12 protein-coding genes are annotated in these 17759 nt (G+C 73.6%); 2 read left to right on the top strand and 10 right to left on the bottom strand.

Annotated features, from left to right (window positions below):
• Window positions 1–205: 205 nt before the first annotated feature.
• A complete protein-coding gene (locus GA0070604_RS18135; protein WP_091119439.1) occupies window positions 206–1417 on the bottom strand; it encodes a cytochrome P450 in 1212 nt (403 codons plus the stop codon).
• A 497-nt stretch (window positions 1418–1914) separates the two neighbouring features.
• Here GA0070604_RS18135 and GA0070604_RS18130 point away from each other — a divergent pair, with 497 nt between their 5' ends.
• The gene (locus GA0070604_RS18130) at window positions 1915–2346 is read left to right on the top strand and encodes a DUF6069 family protein (RefSeq protein ID WP_279615694.1); all 432 of its coding nucleotides are present in this window, start codon (window positions 1915–1917) and stop codon (window positions 2344–2346) included.
• 114 nt (window positions 2347–2460) lie between these two features.
• On the opposite strand, the gene GA0070604_RS18125 is transcribed toward GA0070604_RS18130, so the two are convergent.
• The 6 genes from GA0070604_RS18125 to GA0070604_RS18100 form a co-directional block, all read right to left on the bottom strand.
• Window positions 2461–3222 carry a hypothetical protein gene (locus GA0070604_RS18125; RefSeq protein ID WP_141721326.1) on the bottom strand — a complete coding sequence of 254 codons (762 nt, stop codon included), beginning with the start codon at window positions 3220–3222 and terminating at the stop codon, window positions 2461–2463.
• Window positions 3223–3466: 244 nt separating this feature from the next.
• Entirely contained in the window at window positions 3467–4318 is an 852-nt protein-coding gene (locus tag GA0070604_RS18120) for an alpha/beta fold hydrolase (RefSeq protein WP_091119430.1), read from the bottom strand.
• Window positions 4319–4735: 417 nt separating this feature from the next.
• Window positions 4736–5194, bottom strand: coding sequence for an enediyne antibiotic chromoprotein (locus GA0070604_RS18115; RefSeq protein ID WP_167363509.1), 459 nt, complete (start codon window positions 5192–5194; stop codon window positions 4736–4738).
• 303 nt (window positions 5195–5497) lie between these two features.
• Window positions 5498–7141 carry a (2,3-dihydroxybenzoyl)adenylate synthase gene (locus GA0070604_RS18110; RefSeq protein ID WP_091119422.1) on the bottom strand — a complete coding sequence of 548 codons (1644 nt, stop codon included), beginning with the start codon at window positions 7139–7141 and terminating at the stop codon, window positions 5498–5500.
• On the bottom strand, window positions 7138–12339 hold the full coding sequence (locus GA0070604_RS18105; RefSeq protein ID WP_091119418.1) for a type I polyketide synthase: 5202 nt from the start codon (window positions 12337–12339) through the stop codon (window positions 7138–7140). The genes GA0070604_RS18110 and GA0070604_RS18105 overlap by 4 nt, the downstream gene beginning before the upstream one ends.
• Window positions 12340–12407: 68 nt before the next feature.
• Window positions 12408–13454 (bottom strand): methyltransferase, encoded by a 1047-nt coding sequence (locus GA0070604_RS18100; RefSeq protein WP_091119415.1) that lies wholly within the window; start codon window positions 13452–13454, stop codon window positions 12408–12410.
• Window positions 13455–13748: 294 nt separating this feature from the next.
• Between GA0070604_RS18100 and GA0070604_RS18095 the strand changes: the two genes are divergently transcribed.
• Window positions 13749–15509: an FAD-dependent monooxygenase gene (locus GA0070604_RS18095; protein ID WP_091119411.1), complete on the top strand. Its 1761-nt coding sequence runs from the start codon at window positions 13749–13751 to the stop codon at window positions 15507–15509.
• Between the two features lie 117 nt (window positions 15510–15626).
• On the opposite strand, the gene GA0070604_RS18090 is transcribed toward GA0070604_RS18095, so the two are convergent.
• The 3 genes from GA0070604_RS18090 to GA0070604_RS18080 form a co-directional block, all read right to left on the bottom strand.
• Window positions 15627–16679: an alpha/beta fold hydrolase gene (locus GA0070604_RS18090; RefSeq protein ID WP_244161974.1), complete on the bottom strand. Its 1053-nt coding sequence runs from the start codon at window positions 16677–16679 to the stop codon at window positions 15627–15629.
• A 312-nt stretch (window positions 16680–16991) separates the two neighbouring features.
• On the bottom strand, window positions 16992–17195 hold the full coding sequence (locus tag GA0070604_RS18085) for a hypothetical protein (RefSeq protein WP_141721325.1): 204 nt from the start codon (window positions 17193–17195) through the stop codon (window positions 16992–16994).
• Window positions 17196–17321: 126 nt separating this feature from the next.
• Window positions 17322–17600: a phosphopantetheine-binding protein gene (locus GA0070604_RS18080; protein WP_091119404.1), complete on the bottom strand. Its 279-nt coding sequence runs from the start codon at window positions 17598–17600 to the stop codon at window positions 17322–17324.
• Window positions 17601–17759 lie beyond the last annotated feature (159 nt).

Here is a 17759-nt window from a genome sequence, read left to right as displayed (position 1 = left end):
GGCGCCGCCGCCCGCGCGACGGGGTCGGGCGGCGGCGCGGCCAGCCGCGGGCCCTCGCGGGGCCCGCGCCGGGCGGGACGCGGGGACGGCCGGCCGGTCCACCCGCCGGCGCCCGCCGGTCAGGACGGGTGACACGAGACGCCGGTTCCGTGACAGGCCACTGTCACGGAACCGGCGCTGTGCCAGCCGGGGCCGGTCGGCGTCGCTACCAGGTCACCGGAAGCGTCGTCAGCCGCTCCATCGGACCGGTGACGCTGGTCCGGATCTCGTCGGCCGGCACGGCGAGCCGCAGGTTGGGCATCCGCTGAGGCAGCGCGCGGAAGGCCAGCTCCAGCTCGATCCGGGCGAGGTTCTGCCCGATGCACTGGTGGACGCCGAAGCCGAAGCCGAGGTGGTGCCGGGGCGACCGGGTCACGTCGAACGCGTCCGGCGTCGGCACCAGCGCCGGTGAGAAGTTGGCGGCGGCAGCGCCGATCAGCACACCCTCACCGGCCTTGATGTGGTGGCCGGAGATCTCGATGTCCTCCAGCGCCACCCGGGAGATCGCCTCGATGAGGGAGACGTAGCGCATGATCTCCTCCACCGCGCCGGTGGCGAGGTCCGGATCGGCGCGCAGCTTGGCGAACTGATCCGGGTGCTCCAGCAGCGCCAGGGTCCCCAACGAGATGACGTTGGCGGTGGTGTCCTGCCCGGCGATCAGCATGAGCATCGCGTACCGGACCAGCTCGTCGCGGGACAGCGTCCCCTTGTGCACCTGCTCGGCGATGAGGTCGTCGAGCAGCCCGGTGCCCGGGTTGGTCTCCTTGGCCCGGACGAGCTGCCCGAAGTACTCGGTCAGCGCGGTCATCGCCTCGCCGGCCCGGTCCGGGTCCGGGTCGAACAGACCCCGGGCCGGCCCCTCGAACGCCGCGCGGTCCTCGTACGGGACACCGAGCAGCACACAGACCGCCATCGACGGCACCGGCAGCGCGAACCCGGCGACCAGGTCCGCCGGCGGTCCGGCCGCCAGCATCGCGTCGATGCGCTGGTCGACGATGTCCTGGATGGCCGGCCGCAGCGCGTTCATCCGGCGTACCGAGAAGCTGGGGATCAGCATGGCGCGCTGCCGGGTGTGCAACGGTGGGTCGACGCCGATCAGCACGTCGGTGTAGCCGGTGCCCTCCAGCTCCGCCATCTCCGCGCTGAGCGCGGGGAAACCGTCGAGGCGGGGGTTGATCGACACGCGCCGGTCGGCGAGCAGTGCCCGCGCCTCGGCGTATCCGGTGACCAGCCACACCTCGCGTCCGTCGTAGAGCCGTACCCGGGAGAGCGGGCCGTCGGCCCGGAAGGCGTCGTAGCCGGTGGACGGCCGGTACGGACACTGCCGTCCGATGGGGAAGTCCCGGGTTTCGTCGGGTGTCGCCAGTGGGGTCGACATGCGTTCTCCTCATGGTCGCAACTCGGGTGAGCGGCTGCCATCGCGCGTCGGATCCCCGGCCGGGTCTGCCGGGTACGGTCGCCGGCACCACAGTGGTTCCCGGAGCCGGTCGCCGAGCCGCACGGCGGCCGTGCCCCCGGCCGGGGCCGGCCCGGCCCTCCCGGGTCACCGTTCGTCCGTTCGCCGCCGCCACACCACCTGGTGTCAGGTGCGCTGACGCCACCAGCCTGCCCGTACGACCGCTGGGTGTCTTCTCGTCACGTGCGGCACCGCGAACGCGGCGCGGAACGGCCGTGGAGGCATCGGCGGGCGGCCTGCCGTGGCGAATTCGGGCGGGCGTGATTTCGGTACGGCCGATCGGCGGCAATGGCTGCGGAAAAGGGGGCGCTCGGGGCTCCCCGTAATACTTGCCGCGCTGTAGCATTCAGACATTGGGCATCTCTCTGCGTGCCCCGCGCCCGTGTCGCGTAACCGCTCAGGCGAGCTAAGGATGTGTCATGGATTCTGCGGTCTCACCAACCGTCGCAAATTCGGTCGAAAATGATGGCCCGCGGTGGCGTCAGCGTGCCGTCGGTGTGTTGCTGTCCGCGTTGGCCGCGGTCCTCATCTGGGTGGTGGCGGTGCCCGTCGCCGGCGTGGACCTGGAGGCCACGGTGGCGGAGGGGGAGGCGCCGTTGAAGATCAACCTGGGGCTGGTGGTCGGCGCGGCGCTGATCGTCCCCCTGCTCGGGTGGGCGCTGCTCGCGCTCCTGGAGCGGGTCACCCGTCAGGGCCTGCGGATCTGGGTCATCGTGGCGGTGGTCTTCATGCTGCTCTCCCTCGCCGGGCCGACCACGGCCGAGACGGGTGGCGCGATGGTCGTCCTCGCGTTGATGCACCTCGCCGTCGGTGGCGTGCTGATCGCCGCGATGGTTCGCAGCGCCCGCTGAACCGTGGCGCCAGTCGACCCCCGGGCGAACCGCTCCGGGGGTCGTGTCGACGGACGCGAGACGGTCGTGCCTGCGCCGGGCGGCGCAGGCACGACCTGGGAGGGCGACGGTGGATCAGCTCAGGGCCACGGCCCGGTCGTAGACGGTGCTGACCGAGTCGGTCGCCAGCTGCTCCGTCGGCTCGACGGACCAGATGAGCAGGTCACCGTTGGCGGTCAGGGTGAGCTGGGCGTCGCACTCCGCGACGATCGGCTCGGCGTTCGTCCGGGACGCGTCGGGCACGGGCAGGACGGTCGTGAGGGTCGAGGCGAAGGTACGGGCACCGTCCAGCGACGGGGCCGGGTGCTCGGCGTAGGAGATGGTGCCCTTCAGCGGGTCGCCGTTGCCGCTGTCGAGGGTCACGGTGCCGGCGCTGCAGGTGCGCAGCACCTTGGTCACCTTGTCGACCGCCGCGTCGGCACCACCCGGGATCTGGAACACCGCGGTCATGAAGTACCGCTGGTAGCTGTCCGGGGCGGCCTCCTCCGACCGCTCACCGGACAGCATGAAGCCCTCGATCGAGCGCAGGTCGCCCAGGGCGTCGGTCATGTTGAGGCAGGCCTTGGGCTCGGAGGTGATACCGGGGCCGGACTCGAACTGGCCGGTCTTGATCGCCTCGGCGATGCTGATGACCGGCTCGACCGACGAGGCGGTGCCCCGCTGCGCGTCAGCCGGGTTCAGCAGCTGCCGGAGCTCGTCGGTGGTGAAGTGCATCGGGCCGGCTGCCGTGGTGTCGTGGTCCCCGGCGGAGGCAGCCCCGTTCCCCGCGAGGAACAGCGTGGTCAGGGCGGCCAGCGCCACCGCGGCGAGGGTGACGACGGTTCGCTTGTTGCGCATGTTGTTCTCCATTGTCGAAATGGTGGTTCGGTGAATGCGGAAATCCTCCGCAATCACTGAGGCGGTCTGGTCGCCCTCCCCTTTCTGATCGCCTCGTGGAATCAGTATGTCGGACGGGGGAGGCGGTTCCGCCTCTCGTCTTGCTCAGCGTCGCCGGTTTCGGATCCGGGTCATGCCGAGGCGGTTATTTTCCGCCCGGGACAATGAACGCGCCATTTATGTCCGCCGGTACGGGCGGCACGGATCATTCAGCGCGTCGCTTTCCGCTGAGGACGTCGACGAGCCGGTCGGCGAACTCGTACGGGTGGGTGACATGCCCGACGTGACCGCCGGGGAAATCGACCACCTCCAGGTCGAGCAGCCGGGCCAGTGCCTGGTTCGGGCGGTACGCGTACTGCTCCCTGGAGGTGGCGCCGCCGGCCAACACCAGCCGCTCCGAGTGCCGCCGTAGTGCGGCGAGGTCCGGGCGGTAGGCGGGAAAGCTGCGGGTCTCGTGCTCGAACCAGAACACCTGGTTGCGGCGGAGGCGGGTCACCAACTGCTCCAGTTGGTCCGGCGGGAGCTGAGCGTCCTTCGGCGGCCGGGTCTCGCCCGCCATGCCCACGTGGTCGCGGAACACCTCCCGCGCGGCCTCGATGCCGCGCTCCCGATAGGTCAGGTACAGGTTGTCGTAGAAGGCCAGCCAGTGCTCGGCGTCGGGCAGGACCGAGGCCAGGGGCGGTTCGTGGACGACCACGGTGCGCAGGCGGTGCGGGTGGGCCTGCAACAGGGCCAGCGCCACGATGCCGCCCGAGCAGGTGCCGAACACCTCCGCCGGCTCGTCGCAGAGGTGGTCGAGGAGCAGGCGTACGTCCTGCGCGTCGACGTCGACCCGCCGGTGGTCCTCCACCGGCTCGAAGACCGGACTCCGGGAGAATCCGCGACGGTCGTAGGTGATCACCGTGTAGTGCGCGGCCAGGGTGTCCGCCAGAGGCCCGAACGGGGTGGCGTCGCCGTTACCGGTGGGGATGCACAGCATCGGCGGCCCGTAGCCGCGGACCTCGAAGTACAGCCGGGCGCCGGGCACGTCGAGGGTGCCGTGTCGTGGTGAGGGCATGTGAACCTCCTGGATCGGGCGATGGACGCACCGGTCCAGCCCGTCCCGTGGCGGGCCGTCCCAGTGGTCCCGCCGGATGGCGGAGGCATGAGATCGGCCGGACGCGGGCGCAGGAGGTGGTGAGGTGGGCCGCCGGGTGGGCCGTGCGGCCGGCCGCGGACCAGCCGGGCTGTTGGGTGCGCGGGCGACGAGCCGCCAGTCGACCGTAGAACCAGGAATGCGGGCGGGCACCTCTGTGGATGCGCGGGCAACGGGTGTCAGATCTGTGGCCCGGATTCCCGTCGCTCTTGCGCCGCGCACCGTTGCCGTGAATTGTGGCGGTGCACCGGCCCTCTTTTTTCGCCGGCCCTCGGGAATATTTGGAAAAGGCTGTTCCGGGCCGCGACCACGCGACCCGGAACAGCGTCGGACCGGGAATTACCGGAACGAGATCCCGGCGCCGGCACCCTCACCGAGGTCGTTGAACATGCCGATGCCGCACGGCACCTTGCCGCAGTCGACCGTGCCCCACGGCGTCGCCTCCGGGCCGAGGGTGCCCTGGTAGACGCGCCGCACCACCAGGCTGGCGGAGAGCGTGCCGTTGGCGGTCGATTCGACGTGGATGGTCTCGGCGCCGTTGCAGGGCAGCTCCTCGCCGACGATGGCGCACTCGCCGATGTGGAAGACGCTGCTCGGGCGCAGGCCGCTGGCCCGTACGGTCACCACCTGTCCGTCGGCCAGTCCGGTCGACGGGGTGACGCTGACGGTGGGTTCGGCCGCGACCGGCTTCTTCGGGCCGGCGGCGGCCGGTGCCGAGGCGGCGGCGGTGAGGCCGAGGGTCGCCACGGCGGCGATGCCGAGAGCGGGCATGGCTCGCTTCCAGTTCCTGACGGACACGTAGGACTCCATTTCCCTGACGAGACACAGTTCTGGCAGGACCGGTCGTTTCGCTCCCGTAGGAGCGGCGTGACGCGACGCGACGGAACGGCAAGATGCACCCGTGTCGTGACGTATTGACGTCCATCGAGTCGAATCAAGAGCGCTCTGACAGTTATGACGACCGTGCGGGCGGAGAATGAGCGGTCTCGGCGAAAAAATCTCCAGCGATCTGCCGACCGGCGGCGGAGGCCGCCGCGTCGCCCGTCCCGGTGGGCGCTGCGACGCGACAACGGGCCGGTGCGCCGCAGGTAGCGCCTGCCGCTACGCGTCCCGCCTCAGCATCAGCCGCAGCGCCTTCTTGTCCGGCTTGCCGACCGGGGTGTGCGGCAGGGCGTCCAGCACGACGAGGCGCTCCGGCACCTTGAACGCCGCGAGGCCCCGTGCCGTCAGCGCCGCGGCCAGCCGGTCGAGGGTCAGCCTTCGGCGGGGTTGCAGCCGGACGACGAGGCACACCCGCTCGCCGACCACCGGGTCGGGCACGGGGATCGCCGCCGCCTCGGCGATCTCCGGCAGCTCCTGCGCGAGCGTCTCGACCTCGCCGGCGGAGATCTTCTCACCCGCCCGGTTGATCACGTCCTTGATCCGTCCGCAGACGACCACGTCCCCCGCCGGGGTGATCCGGACGAGATCACCGGTGCGGTACCAGCCCGCGGCGGTGTAGGAGACGGCGTTCTGGTCAGGCGCGCGGTAGTAGCCGCGCGGCGTGTACGGCCCGCGGGTGAGCAGCTCGCCGACGGCGCTGGCCGGCACCGGTCGGCTGGTTCCGGGCTCCACCACGAGCAACTCGTCGAAGGGACTGATCGGACGCCCCTGGGTGCCGTGCGCGACCTCGGGGGGCGCACCGATCGGCGTGTAGCAGACCAGGCCCTCGGCCATTCCGTAGACCTGTTGCAGCTCGCACCCGAGAGCGGGACCGATGGCCGCGGCGAGCTGCGGGGAGAGCATCGAGCCGCCGATGTGGACGTGCCGCAGGCTGGACAGGTCCCGGTCGCAGTCGGCGGCCGCCGCCATCCACCTGACCGCGACCGCCGGCACCACGGAGGCGACCGTGACCCGCTCCGCCTCGATGGCGGCGAACGCCAGGTCCGGGCGGGGCGAGGGCAGCAGGACCACCCGGCCGCCGCTGTACAACGTCCCCAGCACCCCGGGGTTCGCCAGCGGGAAGTTGTGCCCGACCGGCAGCACCGTCAGGTACACCGTGTCCCGGCCGAACCGGCAGACGTCCGCGCACCGCCGGATGTTGTACTCGTAGTCGTCATGGGTGCGGGCGATGACCTTCGGCACGGCGGTGGTGCCGCCGGAGAGCAGGAACAGCGCCACGTCGGCGCCGGACGGGGCGAGGTCGTCCAACCGCTGGCGCCGCGCCTCGACGTCGCCCTCGGCCTGGATGAGGCGCCGTACGTCCACGCTCGGTGCCCGGGACCCGGCGCCGACCACGAGGACCGCCGTCCGCCCCGGCAGGCCGGCCGCCACCCGGTGCGCCAGCGCCTGGTGGTCGTAGTCGCGCCAGGTGTCCGGCACGACCAACGCCCGCACGCCCACGTGCGCGGCGATCGCGGACAGCTCGTGCTCCCGATGCTGCGGCAGCATCAGCACCGGGGCCACCCCCAGCCGGAAGCAGGCGAACATGACGACCACGAACTCCCAGCAGTTCGGCAGCTGCACCAGCACGCTGTCGCCCCGGCGCAGCCCGTGCTCACGCAGGCGTTCGGCCAGGCCGTCGGCCAGCTCGGCCAACTCCCGGTAGGTCAGCCGCCGATCGCCGTCGACCACCGCGACCTGCGGACCCCACCGGTCCGCCCACTCCCACAGGTACGCCCCCAGCGGGCGGTTACGCCAGCACTCCGCCGTGCGGTAGGCGTACGCCAGGTCCTCCGGCCAGGGCACGAGTCCGTCCTTGGTCATCGTTCGGCCCCTTCCGTGCCGGTCTTCAATCGGATGGCGACGTACTCGGCGATCGCGCCGACCGTCGGTTGGTCCCACAGCAACGTCGCCGGCAGTCCGAGCTGGAACTCCCGCTCCAGGGCCGACCGGATGCGCGTCGTCATCACCGAGTCCAGCCCCATCTCCGACAGCGGGCGGTGCGGGTCGACCTCGGCGGCGGGCAGCCGCGTCTCGTCGGCGACCTGCTCGCTGATCCGCTGCCGCAGGTGGGCGTGCAGCGCGGCCCCGTCCAGGCCCGCCCAGGACGGCGCGGCGGCCTCGGGGGCGCGGTCCGTGGGGGCGCCGGTGGCCAACTCGGCGAGCAGCGGCGGGCGACGACCGCCCGACGACTCCGGCAGCACCCGCAGCACCACCGCCTCGCCCAGGTCGTGCCGCTGCACCCGTTCCCACGAGGCGAACGCCTCGGCGGCGCTGACGTCGGCGGTGCCCCGGGCGGCCAGTTCGGCGTCGATGACCTCGGCGGAGGTGGACATCCCGAGCCCGCGCCAGGAGGTCCACAGGATGCTCCGCGCTCCGCCGTCGCCGGTCGCGCGCCGATGCCGGGCCAGGCCGTCGAGGAAGGCGTTGCCCGCCGCGTAGCTGGCCTGCCCGGGCAGACCGAGCAACTGGCCCGCCGAGGAGAAGAGGACGAAGAAGTCGACGCTGCCCGGCGGGAACAGCGTGTGCAGGGTCAGCGCGCCGGCCACCTTCGGCCGGAGCACCCGACGCAGCGACTCCTCGTCGAGCGCGTCGACCGTCCGGTCGTCCAGCACCCCGGCGGCGTGCACGATCCCGCGTACCGGGGGCAGCCCGAGGGCGGCGGGCCGTAGCAACCGCGCGGCCTGCTCCGGGTCGGCGACGTCCAGCGCCACCACGGCGACGGTCACCCCCGCCCGTTCCAGCGCCCGGACCGCCTCGACGGCGGCCCGCTGCCCCGGGTCGGTGACCCGGTCCCACGCCTCGCGGTCGGGCAGGCCGCGGCGGCCGGCCAGGACGATCCGGCGGGCGCCGCGCGACGCGAGCCAGGAGGCCACCTCCAGGCCGAGCGCGCCCAGCCCACCGGTGATCAGGTACGTGCCGTCGGGCCGGCAGTGCAGCGACGGCGCGTCCGGTCCGTCGGCGGCGGCCCGCAGGCGCGGCACCAGGACCTCCCCGTCGCGCACCGCCACCACGTCCTCGCCGTGGCCCGCCCCGACGAGCGCGACGAGCGCGGACAGGTCCTCCGGAGCGGCCCCGACGTCGACGACCCCACCCCAGATGTCGGGGCGCTCGCCGCCGACGATCCGGCCCAGCCCCCACAGGGCCGCGTGCCCGAGGGCCTCCCGGTCCGCGCAGGCGAGGACGCCCCGGGTCACGCACCACAGCCGTGCCGGCCGTGGCGACCGGGCCGCCGCGAGCCGTTGCGCGGTCCGGGCCAGCAGCCACGCGTTCGTGGTGGTCACCGCGCCCGGATCGCCGGCACCCGCGTCGGCGGGCACCACCAGGATGGTCTGGCCGTCGCTCAGCTCACCGTCGGTGAGGTCGTCCGGGTCGGGTACGTGCCGGCAGGGCACCCCGAGGCGGTCCAGTCGCACGGCCAGCCTGTCGCCCAGCGCGGTGACCGGGCCGACCAGGGCCACCGCGTCCGGCGGGCGGCCGACCAGTTGCGGCGCGGGCCGCCAGGCGATGTCGTACACGAGGCCGGCCGCCTCGCCGAGGTGCTCGACGTCGAGGTCGAGCCGCCCGTACCGCAGGCCCACGAGTCGGCCGACCACCTCGCCGTACGAGTTGGCGATCTCCACGTCGACGACGTCGCCGCCCCGGCGGCGTACGGCGATCCGGGCCCGGCCGACCGCCGCCGGTGACAGCGTGACCCGCTCGATGTGCGCCGGCATACGCAGCACCGCCCGGCCGGGGAAGACCACGGACGCGATCGACAGCGCGGCGTCGAGCGCGGGCGCCCAGCCGCGTACCGGCGCCGTGCCGTCGCCGGCGGCGACGTCCGCGACGAGGCCGTCGGCGGTGCGGCCGAGGCGGTGGACGGCCCAGGGGAAGCCCATCGCGGCGACGCCGAGCTTGCCCAGGCGGTCGACCACGAAGCCCTCGTCCAGCGGTTCCGTCACCTCGGTCGGCACCTCGGCACGGGCGGGCAGGCCCGCGTGGGTGTCGGCGGTGGCGGCGGTGTGCGTCACCCAGCCCTCGTCGTCACCGGCCGGGTCGAGGATCCGGGAACTCAGGCGCAGCGTCTCGCCCTGGCGGACCACCTGGACCTCCCGGGGGTGGGTCACGCTGACCGGCACCCGCAGGGCGACGTCCGCCAGGTCGACCCACCCCCGGCCGGCGGACGCGGCGGCGAGGAAGGTGTTCAGCAGCACCGCGGCGGGGATGATCTCCACGCCCCGGACCGGGTGCTCGCCCGGGTAGGGGCGCGAGGCGCGGTCGAGGCGGGTCGACCAGACGTCGGTCGGCACGGCCCCGCGTACGACGGTGCGGCCGCCGAGCAGGGTGTGCCCGGCCCGGTCGTGCCGTTTGGCCACGGTGGCCGGGGCGGGCGGCTCCGCCGCCCAGTGCCGCCGGCGCTGCCAGGCCACGGTGGGCAGGTCCACGACGTCGCCGTCGGGCCACAGGGCCGACCAGTCCACCGCCGCGCCGTGGCAGTGCAGCTCACCGAGGTTGGTCAGCAGGACCTCCCGTCCGGGTTGGCCGCGCCGCAGCGAGTACGCCACCCGGGCGTCGTCGACCGGCAGGCCGTCCAGGGTCGTGCTGATCGAGTGGGCGACCACCGGGTGCGCGGAGACCTCCAGGAAGAGCCGGTGCCCGTCCTCGGCGGCGGCGGTGACCGCCTGGGCGAAGCGGACCGTGCCGCGCAGGTTCGTCGCCCAGTAGGCCCCGTCCCGGGGAGCCGTCGAGCGGGGATCGGCCAGCGCGGTCGTGTAGACCGGGATCCGCGCCTCGGCCGGGGGGAGGTCGGCCGCGGCCGACCGCAACGCGTCCAGCAGCGGGTCCATGTGCGGGCTGTGGAACGCGACGTCGGAGTTGACCGCCCGTACGTCCACGCCGTCGTCGCGCCACCGGTCGGCGAGTTCGGCGACCGCCGGGGCGTCGCCGGAGAGCACGGACCAGCCGGGCGACGCGGTGATGGCCACCACCACGTCGTCGCGCCCGGCCAGCCGCCGCGTCGCCTCGTCGGCGTCGACGTCGACCATGGCCATCGCGCCGGCGCCGGCGACCTGCCGCAGCAGCAGGGAGCGCCGGCAGACCAGCCGCGCACCCTGTTCCAGGGTGAGGATCCCGGCGGTCACCGCCGCGGCGATCTCGCCCACGGAGTGGCCGATGACGGCGGCGGGACGTAACCCGAGGGACCGCCAGGTCGCGACGAGCGCCATCTGGACCGCGAAGATCATCGGTTGGACCACGTCCACCGGCTGCGGCCGGTCGTCGAACAGCACCGCCCGCGGCGACCGCCCGAGTTCCGCGCGGAAGACGGGTTCGAGCTGGTCGAACACCTCCGCGAACGCCGGGGTGTCGGCGAGCAGGTCGCGGCCCATGCCCGTCCAGTGCGAGCCGTGTCCGGAGAAGACCCAGACGACCCCGCGGTCGCCACCGGACGGCGCCACGCCGGAGACGCCGCCGCGCCCGGTGTCCGCGTACGCCCGTAGCCGCTGGACCAGGTCGGCCCGCCCGTCGGCGACGACGGCGCAGCGGTGGGGCAGGTGGCTGCGGCGGCGGGCGAGGGTGTGGCCCACGTCGGCGGTGTCCGGCCCCGGGTCGGCGGTGAGGCGGTCGGCGAGGCGGTCGGCGTACTGCCGGAGCGCGGCGGGGGACGCCCCCGACAGCGGGTACAGGGACGGCCCGGTGCGCTCGGGACGCCGGTCCCGGTCCGCCGGCGGCTCGATCCCGTCGATGGTCTCCGGGCCGTCGATGACGAGGTGCGCGATGGTGCCGCCGTACCCGTAGCCGGACACCGCCGCCCGCCGGGGCGTGTCGCTCGCTGGCCACGGGGTCACCTCGGTCACCACCCGTAGCCCGGCGCCCGCCCAGTCGACGGCGGGGTTGGGCCGGGCGACGCGCAGGCTCGGCGGCAGTTCGCCGTGGCCCAGGGCGAGCACCGTCTTGATGACACCGGCCACGCCCGCGCCGGCCTCCAGGTGACCGATGTTCGGCTTGACCGAGCCGATCAGCAGCGGACGGTCGGCGGGCCGCCCGGCGCCGAACACCGCGGCGAGCGCCCCCGCCTCCAGCGGGTCGCCGACCGGGGTGCCGGTGCCGTGCGCCTCGACGTAGTCGACGGTCCGCGGGTCGATGCCGGCGTCCCGGCAGGCCCGGCGCATCAGCTCCGCCTGCGCCGGCCCGTTCGGTGCCATGATGCCGTTGGTGCGTCCGTCCTGGCGTACCGCGCTGCCGCGCACGACGGCCAGGATCCGGTCGTTGTCGCGGCGGGCGTCGGCGAGGCGCTTGAGCACCACGACTCCGCCGCCCTCGCCACGGCCGTAACCGTCGGCGGCGGCGTCGAAGGACTTGCAGCGGCCGTCCGGCGCGGTGGCCCCCGCCGCGTCGAGGACGAGGGTCAGGCCGGGGGCTGCCATCACCAGCACGCCCCCGGCGAGGGCGAGGTCGCACTCCTCGGCGCGCAGCGCCTGGGCGGCCAGGTGGATGGCGACCAGCGACGAGGAGCAGGCGGTGTCCACCGTCATGCTCGGCCCGTGCAGGTCGAGCACGTACGACACCCGGTTCGCGACGGCGCAGTAGGCGCCCCCGATGCCGGTCCACGCCTCGACGCGGGGCAGATCCTCCAGCAGCCGCCGCCCGTAGTCGTCCGTGCCGACGCCCATGAACACGCCCGCATCGCTGCCCGCCAGCCCTCTCGGCGGGATCCCGGCGTGCTCCAGCGCCTCCCAGGACAGTTCCAGCACGATGCGCTGCTGCGGGTCCATCAGCGCCGCCTCGCGCGGCGTGATCTCGAAGAAGTCGGCGTCGAAGCCGGCGATGTCGGTCAGGAAGGAGCCCCGCCGGGTCGCCCCCGCCACCGCCTCCGCGTGCTCCGGGCTCTGGCCGGCGTACCAGCTCCAGCGGTCGTCGGGAATCTCTCCGACGGTGTCCCGGCCGTCGCGCAGCAACGCCCAGAACCGGTCGGGTGAGTCGACGTCACCGGCGAACCGGCAGGCCATGCCCACGATGGCGATGGGTTCGGATGAGGTCATGAGGCGCTCTCCTTGACGCGTCGCGAGCGCACCGGACACGGTGGCCGGTGCGCGGCCGGGGCGGCGCCCTATCGGCGGCCGACGACGAGTGCGTGACTGAATCCCAGGCCCTCGTACCGCTCGACGTGGGAGAAGCCGGCGTCGAGGGCGGCCCGCTCCATGTCCCCGGCCGAGTACGCCATGCCCTCGCCGGAGGCGAGGGTGAGGAAGTAGGGGGACACCAGCCCGGCACTCATCGAACCGGTGCCCTCGTCGTTCGAGACGAAGTTGTAGATCAGGCAGACCCCGCCGTCCGGCAGCGCCGCCCGGCACCGGCGCAGCAGCTCCGTGTTCCGTTCGAGGGACCAGATCTCGAAGATGTGGAACACGAGCACGGCGTCGGCGCCCTCGGGCAGCGGCTCGGTCATGATGTCCCCGGCGTGGAAGCGGACACGCCGACGCAGGTCCGGGTCGTCGATGCGGTCGGCGGCCAGCCGGGTGACGCTCTCCTGGTCGAAGACGGTGACCGTGAGGTGCGGGTAGCGCCGGGCCAGGTGGACGGCGTTGGTGCCGTCACCGCCACCCACGTCGATCGCGTGCCGGATGCCACTGAAGTCGTAGCTGTCCAGCAGCGGGCCGAGCGCCTTCTGCGAGGCGTCGCCCATGTTCGCGTAGAACACGCGCTGCAACTCCGGGTGGGCGGTGAGCCGCTCGTACAGGGTGGTCCCGGGTCCGGGCAGGTGCCGCAGGCCGACGTTGGTGTTGCGGCGTACGGCCTCGGCCAGGTCGGGCAGCGCCTGGTTGATCACCTTCGCCTGCACGTCGACCAGCGGACCGAGGAACCGGGCGCTCGACCGCAGCAGCTTGCGGCGGGTCAGGTCGGCGTTGACGTACGCCTCGCCGCGCTTGTCGACCAGCCGCAGCGTGCAGAGCCCGAGCAGCAGGACGCGGGCGGGCTGCTCCTCGACGCCCAGCTCCGCCGACAGCTGCCGCACGGTCATCCCGCCCGCTCGCTCCAGGTGCTCGAAAACGTCGAGTTCCAGGGCGGTACGGAGCAGTTCGAACGCGGTCGTGCCGTGCACCAGCAGCCGGAGGTAGTCGGCCTCCGTCACCGCCACGTGCCGATCGGTGCCCATGGTTCTCCTTTCGGCCCGACTCAGGGAGTCCGGCCGTACGCGCCGGCGACGCGGCGGGCTGCGGGGACGAACCGATCGTGGTGGGGGCGGCCGGTGCCGGGCACCTTCGTGTGTGCGCCGCGTCGGCTGAGCCCCGACGCCGACGTCGACCGTCCTGCCCGGATGACCGGTGCGCACGACGGGAGATGAGGCCGGCGCCCGGCGGCTGCCAGGATTCCGTTCGGGCCGGGCCGCGTCCGTTGCGGGAGGCGGCGCGGCGCCGGCCCACCACAGGGGACGGACGGTGTGGGGGACATGGGCGCGACACGGGTGGCGATCATCGGCGCCGGACCCGCCGGGCTCTTCCTGTCCCGGCTGCTCGGCCAAACCTGGCCCGGCGCGAGGATCGACGTCTACGAGCGCAGCGAACCGGGCGGCACCGCCGGCTTCGGCATCGCGCTGTCGGACCGGACGATGCGGCAGCTGGCCGCCCGCGATTCGCTCGTCGCCGACCGGATCGGCCGCCTCGCCCGGCCGCTGTCCGGTGTCGAGTTGCGGATGCCCGGCGGGCGGCTGCGCTACGACGGTTTCCCGGTCGTGGCCGTGTCCCGTGGCGCCGTGCTGGCCGTCCTGACGGAGGAGGCGCGGGCCGTCGGCGTACGCGTCCACCACGGACACGACGCCCGCGCCGACGAACTGGACGCCGACCTGGTCGTCCTCGCCGATGGAGCGCGCTCGACCCACCGTACGGCGCGGGCGGCGGCGTTCGGCACGACCGTGCGTACCGGCGCCGCCCGCTACATCTGGCTCGGCACCACCGCGGACGTCGGTGACGCCGCCACCATGTTCTTCGTCCCCACCGAGCACGGGCCGATGGCCGCCCACGCGTACTCCTGCGGCGGTGGCCTGAGCACCGTGGTGGTGGAACTCGACGACGGCACGTGGCGCCGGGCCGGGCTCGACGTGGCGTGCCGCGCCGACGGGGCGCCGGGCGAGATCGGCGCGGCCGGGCTGGCGCTGCTCGACGACGTCTTCGCCGGCCAGCTCGGCGCCGGACTGGTCAGCAACCGGAGCCGCTGGTCCCGGTTCGACGTCGTGACGAACCGGCGCTGGTCGGACGGCAACCGGGTGCTGATCGGCGACGCCGCGCACACCGCCCACTTCGCCGTGGCGTCCGGCACCACGATGGCCCTCGCCGACGCGATGGCGTTGGCCGGCGCGCTGCGTGAGCACGACACCGTCACCGCCGCGTTCGACGCGTACGAGCGGGAGCGGCGGCCGGCGGTGGCGCGGGTGCAGCGCCTGGCCGGGCCGAGCATGCGGTGGTGGGAGACGTACGGGCGGCGGATGCACCTGCCACCGGCCCAGTTCGGCATGCACTTCATCACCCGTACGACGGCGATCAGCTACCACGGCCTGCGGCGGCGCTGCCCGACGCGGATCGCCGAGGCCGAGGCGGCGTACCGGCGGACCGACGGGGCCGACCCGGACGCTCCCGCCCGGCACGCCGTTGCCGAGCCCTTCACCGCGCGCGGGTCACGCCTGCCGCACCGGCTGGTCGGCGTCGGCGCTTCCGCGCCCGGCTCATCCGGCGCCGGCGCGGACGTACCGTGTCTCGTGCCGGCTGCGCGGCTCGAACCGCTGCCCGGTGGGCCACGACAGGGCGGCGGCGAGTGGGCGGCGGGCACGCAGGGGCGGCTGCTGGCCCCGGGACCGTACCCGCTGCGGTTCGTGGCCCTGGCCGCGCCGGATCCGGCGGCCGACGACGACGCGCTGCGCGAGGTGGCCGCGCTGCGCCGCCGTGGCGTCGACGGCGTGCTGCTGCTGCCCGGCCGGGCCGGGTGGTGGGACCGTATCGTCGAGTTCGGTGGCCGGGTCCGGACGGAGGTCGGCGTGGTGGTCGCCGGTTGCGTTCCGATGGACTGGTCGACCGACCTGTGCCGGGATCCGGCCGTCGACGCCTGGCCGACCCGGATCCACCTGGCGCTCGTCTCGGCCCGCCTGGACCTGGTGGCGCAGTGGCCGCGCCGGGCGACGGAACTCGCGCCGCCCGAGGCGCCGGACGAACTCGGCTGACCGACGCGTGCCGTGGCGGGGCCGAGGGGCGGCGAGTACGCGAGCGGCCGCCACGCGCGGCTGGCGCGTGGCGGCCGGTTCGCCCGTCCCGCCGGGATCACTCCCGGCGCGCGGTGATCAGGCGACGCAGTTGGCGAGCTCCGGCGACGGCGGGGTGGCCGTCACGCCGGTGAAGAGGTTCACGCAGGAGACCAGGAACTGCGGGTTCTCCTCCGGGATGAAGTGGCCCGAGTTGGGTGCCACGACCTCGCGTACGTCGTCGGCGACCTGCCGGAACGATCCCGCCACCGCCGGCCCGAACGTCGCCGCCGAGCCCATCGCGAGGACCGGCGTCGTCAGCCGCCTGGCGGCGTTCGCCCGGTTGTTCTCCGCGTCCCCGGCGTACGCGCGGTAGTAGTTGTAGCCCGCGGTCCGGTCGGCCGGGTCCCGATAGAAGCGGTAGTAGACGTCCCGGTCGATGGCGGCGCGGTTGACGCTGAAGTCGAAGATCATGCCGAGGTAGGTCGGCACGTCCTCGTCGTCGAGGATCCGCTCGGGGATCGGTGCGGGCGCGGCGTTGAACAGGAAGTGAAAGCTCAGGGTGTAGGCGTCCTCAAGCCCGAAGCCCGGCAACGTCGAGTCGAGCACCGCGATCCGGTTGACCTCGTTCGGGAACTCGCGTGCGTACGGGTAGGCGACGAGCACCCCGACGTCGTGCGCCAGGATCGACACCTGCCGGTGCCCGAGGGCGTGCACCGCCTGGCGGATCCGCTGCGCGGTGGTCACCTTGTCGTATCCGCTCGCGAAGGAGCTGGAGTCGCCGAGGCCGGGCAGGTCGAACGCGATGACGGTGTGGTTGCGGGCGAGCGCCGGCATGACGTCGTGCCACGCCCACCAGGTCTGCGGCCAGCCGTGCAGCAGCACCAGGACCGGCCCGGAGCCGCCCTTGACGTAGTGGAGCTGGCCGCCGTCGACCCGCACCATGCCGTGCTGGAACGACGAGCTGAAGTTGGCCCGGCCGGTGAGCGGCTCGGCGTACGGGTCCGAGGCCGCTGACGAGGACGCTCCGACGAAGAGCACCGCCGCGGCCGCCGCGACGGAGGCGATCGCCTTGCGCATGAACGAGCGCGTCCGGCCGGGCGAGCCGCCCTCCGGCCGCTGTCGCCCATGCCGCAGTACGGACAGTGTCATAGGGTCCCTTTCACTGATCGTCGAGGGGTGGGCGCGCCGATCCCGGTGGCGCAGCTGTCTCCGCGCGCCGAAAAGGCAGAATCCCGAATGCGTCGGTTGCTGGCTTATGTGACAGGTTCTGCCGATATCTCCGATCCTAGGTAAGGTGGAGATGGCCGTCAATGATCCATCCGGACCCCCGGGTGATGCCCCACCGGGTCGAAGTCGCGGTCACGGGAACGAAAAAGCGGCCCGACCGATGATTCTCGGTGGGCCGCCACGTCTACGGGCATGGGCCATCGGGTCCACAGTGGAGTGGACCGGGTCGCCCGCTCACGCCGCCATGCCGGCCTCCGGCTCCCGCAGGTGCGGCACGGCGACCCGCGGCGCGTCGTCCACGACGTACACCACGTCGTTGGTGCCGATCCCGCCGGCGGCGAACTGCGCCAACCACCGCTCGGCGCTCGCCACGTCCGCCACCTCGGTGAGCGTCTGGACGTGGCCGGTTTCGATGTCGTAGACCCTGATGGCCAGCATCTCGTTCATCCTCCTCCCGTCGCGGCGCCGAACCCGGACAGCCGATCCGCGTGGCGGCGGGCCCGCCGCCCCGCCCCGGCCGTGCGGCCACCGGGGCCCGGAAGACGCCCGGACCCCAGCGGTCGGCTACTGCCCGGACCTGGCGCGTCTCATCACCAGATCGATGAAGGTCGGCAGATCCGGGTCCTCGAACAGGACGGCGGCGTCGACCTCGATGCCGAGTTCCTCCTCGATCCGTCCGGCGATACGGACGGCGGAGATCGACTGCCCCTGCAACTCGAGGAAGGTGGCGTCCGGGGGCGAGTCGTCCCGGACGCCGAGCACGTCCCGCCAGATGGCGCCGATCCGTGACTCCAGCGCGGGCGGGTCCTGCGGGGTAGGGGCGGTCCCCAGGGCCTCGTTCATGGTTGCTCTCTTTCAGCTTGCGCTCGGCTCTGCGGTCATCCTGTGCGGCGCGGGCAGTGGCGCGCATCTCTGCGGATGCGCATCCCTCGACGACCGGCCGCCGCCGGATGCCCGCGCCGATCCGGTCGCCACCGCGCACGTCGAGAGATGCCCGCTCAC

It is taken from the genome of Micromonospora eburnea (assembly GCF_900090225.1).
GTDB classification, from domain to species: domain Bacteria; phylum Actinomycetota; class Actinomycetes; order Mycobacteriales; family Micromonosporaceae; genus Micromonospora; species Micromonospora eburnea.
The sequence above is the reverse complement of the archived record's forward strand: the minus strand, read 5'-3'. Positions and strand labels throughout refer to the sequence as shown.